The organism is Nonomuraea terrae, assembly GCF_004348995.1.
Taxonomy (GTDB): domain Bacteria; phylum Actinomycetota; class Actinomycetes; order Streptosporangiales; family Streptosporangiaceae; genus Nonomuraea; species Nonomuraea terrae.
In genome coordinates this window covers 1-6,493 of sequence record NZ_SMKQ01000326.1, presented here as the reverse complement: position 1 = coordinate 6,493, position 6,493 = coordinate 1, and the positions used below count along the sequence as shown (strand labels likewise).

Below are 6,493 nucleotides of genomic sequence, written 5' to 3'. Positions count from 1 at the left end.
GGGCTGCGGGACGTGGCTGTGCGGCCGCTCCTGGCGTACATGGTGATCACGGGGCTGGGGGAGGGGATCTTCGCGACGCTGGCGGCGCCGTTCGTGGCCGGCGTGCTCGGCGGGGCCGGGGACGCGTACGGGCTGTTCCTGTCGGTGCAGGCGGTCGGCGGGATCGCCGGCGGCCTCGCGGTCGCCGCCTGGCCGGGCGCCACCTCCCCGCGTGCGCTGCTGGGCTGGGGGACGGTCGTCTTCGGCCTGGCGGACCTGGCCCTGTTCGTCTACCCCCTCGCGTGGCCGGCGCTGTGGCCCGCGCTCGTGCTGATCGTCGTGGCCGGGGTCCCGGCCGCCGCCGCGATGGCGGGACTGACCACGCTCGCGCAGCGCAGTGTCCCGGACGGCCGCCGGGGCGCGCTCTTCGGCCTCCTCGGCGGCGCCCAGGCCGCCACCTCGCTGCTCGGCATGGCGCTCGCGGGCGTGCTCGGCGACCGCATCGGCATCGTGGCGACGCTGTGCCTGCACGCCGGCGGCCTGTTCACCGCAGGCGTGATGATCTTGGCGAGAATCCGCAAAGACCCCGTCTGACCTGGTGTCATGCGCAAACGGATATGGATCTGTTTGTGATATCGCTATTAGACATCGACTGATCGCATCTGCTTTGCTCCTGACCTCTGACGGATCACGGCAGACGACAGTAAGGATTCGACATGCGAGACCTCCGCGCCCGCCGCCGCACGGCCGCGCTGGAAGCGGCCGTTCTGACGATCTCCCTTCTCACGGGCTCCCTCCTCGCGGGCGGGGCCGTCACGGCGGGCCCGGCCGCCGCGGCCCCCGCCGCCGTGCGGGACGTGCAGGCGCTGCCCGATGCGGCCCAGGCCAAGAAGGAACTGCGCGACCTGGAGCGGTCGCTCGGGGTCCGGATCGGCGCGTACGCGATCGACACCGCCACCGGCCGGACGATCGGCTACCGGTCGGGGGAGCGGTTCGCGCTGGCCTCCACGTTCAAGGCGATGGCCGCCGCGGCCGTGCTGCACAAGGCCCGTACCAGCGAGCCCGGCCTCATGGACAAGGTCGTCAAGTGGACGGCCGCCGAGCTCAAGCCGAACTCCCCGATCACCGAGAAGCACGTCAAGGACGGGCTGACGGTCGCGCAGCTGTGCCACGCGGCGATCACCCGCAGCGACAACACGGCCGCCAACATGCTGCTCAAGCAGCTGGGCGGTCCCGCCGGCCTGACGCGCTACTTCCGCACGCTGAAGGACCCGATCTCCCGCCTCGACCGCTGGGAGACCGAGCTGAACGACTGGAGCCCCAAGGAGAAGCGCGACACCACCACGCCCGCGGCCATCGCCCGCGACCTGCGCCTGGTCACCGCCGGCGACGCGCTGCCGGCCAAGGACCGCGAGCGGCTCAACGGCTGGCTCGTCGCCAACACCACCGGCGACGCCCGCATCCGCGCCGGGCTGCCCGCCTCGTGGATCGTCGGCGACAAGACCGGAACGGGCGGCACGTACGGCACCGCCAACGACATCGCCGTCGCCTGGCCGAAGAAGGGCGCCGCGCCCGTCATCATGGCGGTCTACACCAACGGCCGCACGGCCGGCGCCGCCGCCCAGGACAAGGCACTCGCCGACACCGCCACCATCCTCGCCCGCGGGCTCGGCAGGCTCTGATGACGCCACGGGGGACGCAGATCCTACGGCTCGCCGCCTCGGGGGCGGCGGCGGGCGTCCTGCTCGCGGCCATCGCGCTGCCCACCGTGGGCGGCGCGGGGGCCGGCTTCATGGCCGCCGCGAACGAGGTGAACCTCAAGCCCGCCGACCTCCGCGAGCCGCCGCCGGCCGAGGTCACCATCGTGCGGGACGCGCACGGCGGCGTGATCGCCCGCTTCTACGAGGAGTACCGCGAGGTCGTCGGCCTGGACGGGATCGCCCCGATCATGCGCACCGCGATCGTGGCCATCGAGGACTTCCGCTTCTACGAGCACGGCGCCATCGACCTCGAGGGCACGCTGCGCGCGCTGGCCACGAACCTGCAGTCGGGCCGGGTGAGCCAGGGCGGCTCCAGCATCACCCAGCAGTACGTCAAGCAGGTGCTGCTCAACTCGGCCGAGACGCAGCAGGAGCGGGACGCCGCCCTGGCGCCGACGTACGCGCGCAAGCTCAACGAGTTGCGGTACGCCATGGGGATCGAGAAGAAGTACACCAAGGACCAGATTCTCGAGAAATATCTGAACATCGCGTACTTCGGGGCGAGTGCGTACGGTGTGGAGGCCGCCGCCCGGCGCTTCTTCGGTATCTCGGCGGCCGAGCTGACCCTGCCGCAGGCCGCGACCCTGGCCGGCGCCGTGCAGGACCCGAACGCCACCGACCCCAACCTCGGCGCGCAGCAGCGGGAGCGGCTGCTGAAACGGCGCAACGTCGTCCTCGACCGGATGGCCGAGCTGGGCGAGATCACGAAGGAGCAGGCGGCGACGGCGAAAGCCGCCAAGCTGGGCTACAAAGGCACCAAGCTCCCCGGAGGCTGCGAAGCCAGCAAATATCCGTACTTTTGCCTGTATGTCCGGCATGAGATCCTGGGCAACCCCGACTTCGGCGCCACGGCCGAGGCCCGGCTGGCCAGGCTCAACCGCGGCGGCCTGACCATCGAGACCACTCTCGACCCGGCCATGCAGTCCGCCGCCGACCGGTCGATCAAGCGCTACGTCCGCGCCTCCGACCGGCCGGTCGCCTCCGAGGCCCTGGTCGAGCCCGGCACGGGAGCGATCAAGGCGATGGCCGCGAGCCGCCGTTTCGGGGCGGACGCCGACGAGAACGAGATCTCCTACAACGTCGTCGCCGACGCCGCGCACGGCGGCGGGGCCGGGTTCCAGGCCGGGTCCACCTTCAAGACCTTCACCCTGATCACGGCGCTGAAGGAGGGCCTGCGGCTGGACGACGGCCTGGAGGCAGGGGCCGGCTACCGGGCGCCCGCGTACTCGACGTTCCGCACCTGCGCGGGCTCGAACATCGGCGACCCCAGCCACACCGTCACCAACGACGAGGGCTCGCCCGGCTGGAAGTCGTTGCGCACCGGCACCTGGGCCTCCGTGAACACGTTCTTCATGGAGTTGGAGGAGCGGGTGGGGCTCTGCGACACCGTCAAGACCGCCAAGGCCCTCGGCGTGCGGCGCGCCGACGGGAAGAAGCTGCGCGAGTTCGAGACGTTCACCCTCGGCATCAACGAGATGGACCCGGTGACGCTGGCCGGGGCGTACGCGGCCATCGCGGCGCGCGGCGAGTACTGTGCCCCGATGGCGATCACGCGGATCACCGACCGCGACGGCCGCACCACCCGCTACCGTCCCAAGTGCCGGCAGGCGCTGGAGCCGGCCATCGCGGACGCCGCCGCCGACGTGCTGTCCGGGGTCTTCACCCAGGGGACGATGAGCGCGTACGGCGGTATCGGCCGCGACGCCGCGGGCAAGACCGGCACGACCGACGACTACGCGGCGGCCTGGTTCGCCGGCTTCACGCCCGACCTGGCGAGCGCGGTGAGCCTCGGCGACCCGCGCGGCTCCCAGCGGTACAAGCTGACGGGCGTGACGATCGGCGGCCGCTACTACGGCGCCGTCCAGGGCGCCACGATCCCGGGGCCGATCTGGCGGGACACGATGATCGCGGCGCTGCGGACGGTGCCGCCGTCGGAGTTCGTCCCGATCGACTCGTCCCGGTTCGGCGGCTGCCGCTCGTCCTGCCGCCCTGAGCCGGAGAAGAAACCCGAGGAGGAGAACCAGGACGGTGAGCCCGAGGCCGGGACGTCGGCCTCACCGGCGCCCTCTCCCTCGGCGACCGCGACCTCCGCGAACCCGCAGAGGTGAGCGGCGCGCGTACCTAGAATGAGCTATGCCCAGCGAGCCCCTCACCCGAGGCCGCATCGTCACCGCGGCCGTCGGGCTCATCGAGCGGGAGGGCGCCGACGCCGTCTCCATGCGGCGCATCGCCGCCGAGCTGGGCGTGGGCGTGATGTCGCTCTACAACCACGTGCCCAACAAGGACGCCCTGCTCGGGGCGGTGGCCGAGACGGTGCTGAACCGGATCGAGTTCACCGACGACCCGGGCGCGCACTGGAGCGACCGGGTGCGCGTGCAGGCGCGGGCGTTCCGCCAGATCGCCCACGACTATCCGCGCTGCACGATGCTCGTGGTCAGCCGCCAGCTCCACTCCGCCGCCGGTCTGCTGCCGGTCGAGCGGGCGCTGGCCACGCTGCGCGGCGCCGGGTTCGAGGGGGCCGACGCGGTGCGGATGCTGCGGATGTTCATCGCGTACGTGGTGGGGTCGCTGCTGAGGGAGGTCGGTCTGACGCCCGCGTTCGCGCAGGCCAGGCCGCTCACCGCGGAGGGGGTCGATCCGGAGCTGTTCCCCGAGGTCAGCGCGCTGGCGGGGCTGCTGTCGGCGTGTGACCACGAGGCCGAGTTCGAGTTCGGGCTGGAGTTGCTGATCAAGGCGATGGAGGCGCATGCGGGGCGTCGGGAGGGCACCCGGTGAGCTGTTCCGGATGCCCTCCGGAGCCCGCTAGTACCAGTTGTGCGATCTGAAGTGGCCCCAGGCGCCGCACGGTTTGCCGTACCTGCCCTTGATGTAGGCCAGGCCCCACCGGATCTGTGTATCAGGGTTCGACCTCCAGTCGCGGCCGGAGATGCGCATCTTGCCCGCAGGGAGCGCCTGCGGGATGCCGTACGCTCCCGACGAGCGGTTGTGCGCCCGGTGGTTCCAGCCGCTCTCCCGGGTCCACAGGTTGTCCAGGCAACGGAACTCCCGGTAGTTCCAGGAACGGCGGACGACGTGGTCCAGGGCGATTCTCTTGTTCCTGTCGGCGGGCCTGACCCCGGCGAACTTCGGCTGCGCCGACGTCGTCCAGACCCGGGTCTTGACCGGTGACTCGCCCGGCTCGGCCCTGGCCGGAGCCGTGGCGCCCAGGGCGGCGAATGCGGTGACGGTGATGATAGTGCTGCTCAGCGCACGTTTGCTGTCCAAATCGATCCTTGCTGTCGGGTCGCGTGCGGACGGGCGCCGCCAAGCGGCGCCTGTGCCGGTCCGCGTCCGTGGCTCGGACGCGGAGGGTCCGCGCGGCCCTCCGGGATCCTGTTCCGCCCGATCGTGCTGGGCGGCCCGGAGGGCACCGCGACGTGTCCTCTAGCACGATTCCTAATACGCGCGGTCACGGAGCGTCACATCTCGTGACACGCGAAGGACAGGTGTTTGTGTGATCGTTGCGGGTGAAAGGCCCTCTCGCTGGGCCGGGTTTGCCCGGTCCGTCGCCTGATTGGGCGGGCCGTGGCGGAAAAAGCGGGCAAGTCTGGGGTTTGGCTCAGTACCAACGGTGGGATTGGAAGTGGCCCCAGGCGCGACACGGCGTGCCGTACCGCTGCTTGATGTAACGAAGGCCCCATTTGATCTGGGTGCGGGGGTTGGTGCGCCAGTCGCGTCCCGAGGAGGCCATCTTGTGTCCGGGAAGCGCCTGGGGGATGCCGTAGGCGCCCGACGAGCCGTTGGCGGCGCGGTGGTTCCAGCCGCTCTCGCGGTGCCAGAGCTTCACCAGGCACCTGTACTGGGCCGTGCTCCATCCTCGCTCGGACACCATGGGCTTGGCGATGGACTTGTTCCTGACACTGCTCTGGGAGCTCTGCGCCTGTGCGGCCGGGGCGCTGCCCGCCGCCACGAGGGTGGCGGTGAGGACCAGGACGCCGGTACGGCGGAGCATGGGCATGCGGGTTCCCTTTCGAAGGGGTTCAGGGGACCGCGCCACATTGCCCGATAGGTAACCTTTACTGCGAATTGACCATGAAAAGGTGGATCGTCAGTAAAGATCCCGATATATGCTTTTCCAGTGCCTTCATGGTGAAATTGAGGGCTATGTCACAATCGTGGGTTTACTGGTTCTGTAGTGTCGGAGGATGAGTCTCAACGACATCCCGCTCCGCACGCTCGCGGACGCTTCCACGACCCTGGGGGAGCTGACGGCCGGCCAGGCCGCTTTGATCGTCAACGTGGCGTCCCGATGTGGCCTGACCCCGCAGTACGCCGGCCTCGTCGAGCTTCAGCGCACGTACGGACCACGCGGCTTCACGGTGATCGGCATGCCGTGCAACCAGTTCGCCGGCCAGGAGCCCGGCACGGCGGAGGAGATCCAGGAGTTCTGCGCCGCGACGTACGGCGTGGACTTCCCGCTCCTGGCCAAGGCCGACGTGAACGGCCCCGGCCGCCACCCCCTGTACGAGCGGCTCGCCCAGACGCCGGACGAGAGCGGCGAGGCGGGGGACGTGCAGTGGAACTTCGAGAAGTTCCTGGTGGACCGGGACGGCCGCGTCGTGGCTCGTTTCCGCCCCGGCACCACTCCGGACGACCCGGCCGTCACCGCGGCGATCGAGAAACTCCTCTGACCGTCCGCCGCGGGCTCGGATCCTCGACGTAAAGACGCGCCCGCCCTGGCAGGGGCGGGCGCGTCTTTACGTCGAGGATCCGAG

7 protein-coding genes are annotated in these 6,493 nt (G+C 70.6%); 5 read left to right on the top strand and 2 right to left on the bottom strand.

Annotated features, from left to right (window positions below; translation table 11 throughout):
• From E1286_RS45230 to E1286_RS45215, 4 genes are all read left to right on the top strand, one after another.
• A partial coding sequence (locus E1286_RS45230; RefSeq protein WP_132623282.1) for an MFS transporter occupies positions 1–573 on the top strand: 573 nt, incomplete at its 5' end.
• A gap of 122 nt (positions 574–695) precedes the next feature.
• On the top strand, positions 696–1,661 hold the full coding sequence (bla, locus tag E1286_RS45225; RefSeq protein WP_132623280.1) for a class A beta-lactamase: 966 nt from the start codon (positions 696–698) through the stop codon (positions 1,659–1,661).
• Positions 1,661–3,847 carry a transglycosylase domain-containing protein gene (locus E1286_RS45220; RefSeq protein WP_132623278.1) on the top strand — a complete coding sequence of 729 codons (2,187 nt, stop codon included), beginning with the start codon at positions 1,661–1,663 and terminating at the stop codon, positions 3,845–3,847. Before bla ends, E1286_RS45220 begins: the two co-directional genes overlap by 1 nt.
• A 25-nt stretch (positions 3,848–3,872) precedes the next feature.
• Positions 3,873–4,514, top strand: a complete 642-nt coding sequence (locus E1286_RS45215) for a TetR/AcrR family transcriptional regulator C-terminal domain-containing protein (protein WP_132623276.1) — start codon at positions 3,873–3,875, stop codon at positions 4,512–4,514.
• A 27-nt stretch (positions 4,515–4,541) separates the two neighbouring features.
• On the opposite strand, the gene E1286_RS45210 is transcribed toward E1286_RS45215, so the two are convergent.
• Together E1286_RS45210 and E1286_RS45205 are read right to left on the bottom strand one after the other, a co-directional pair.
• Positions 4,542–5,003: an aggregation-promoting factor C-terminal-like domain-containing protein gene (locus E1286_RS45210; protein WP_246075697.1), complete on the bottom strand. Its 462-nt coding sequence runs from the start codon at positions 5,001–5,003 to the stop codon at positions 4,542–4,544.
• Positions 5,004–5,337: 334 nt separating this feature from the next.
• Complete coding sequence (locus tag E1286_RS45205; RefSeq protein WP_342776337.1) at positions 5,338–5,736, bottom strand: aggregation-promoting factor C-terminal-like domain-containing protein; 399 nt, start codon at positions 5,734–5,736, stop codon at positions 5,338–5,340.
• 187 nt (positions 5,737–5,923) lie between these two features.
• Between E1286_RS45205 and E1286_RS45200 the strand changes: the two genes are divergently transcribed.
• Positions 5,924–6,409, top strand: coding sequence for a glutathione peroxidase (locus E1286_RS45200; protein ID WP_132623274.1), 486 nt, complete (start codon positions 5,924–5,926; stop codon positions 6,407–6,409).
• The last annotated feature ends 84 nt before the right edge of the window (positions 6,410–6,493 follow it).

Coding starts and splice junctions, on each gene's coding strand:
- E1286_RS45220 (WP_132623278.1), top strand. CDS start 1,661: ATGACGCCACGGGGGACGCAGATCCTACGGCTCGCCGCCTCGGGGGCG.
- E1286_RS45200 (WP_132623274.1), top strand. CDS start 5,924: ATGAGTCTCAACGACATCCCGCTCCGCACGCTCGCGGACGCTTCCACG.
- E1286_RS45215 (WP_132623276.1), top strand. CDS start 3,873: ATGCCCAGCGAGCCCCTCACCCGAGGCCGCATCGTCACCGCGGCCGTC.
- E1286_RS45205 (WP_342776337.1), bottom strand. CDS start 5,736: ATGCCCATGCTCCGCCGTACCGGCGTCCTGGTCCTCACCGCCACCCTC.
- bla (WP_132623280.1), top strand. CDS start 696: ATGCGAGACCTCCGCGCCCGCCGCCGCACGGCCGCGCTGGAAGCGGCC.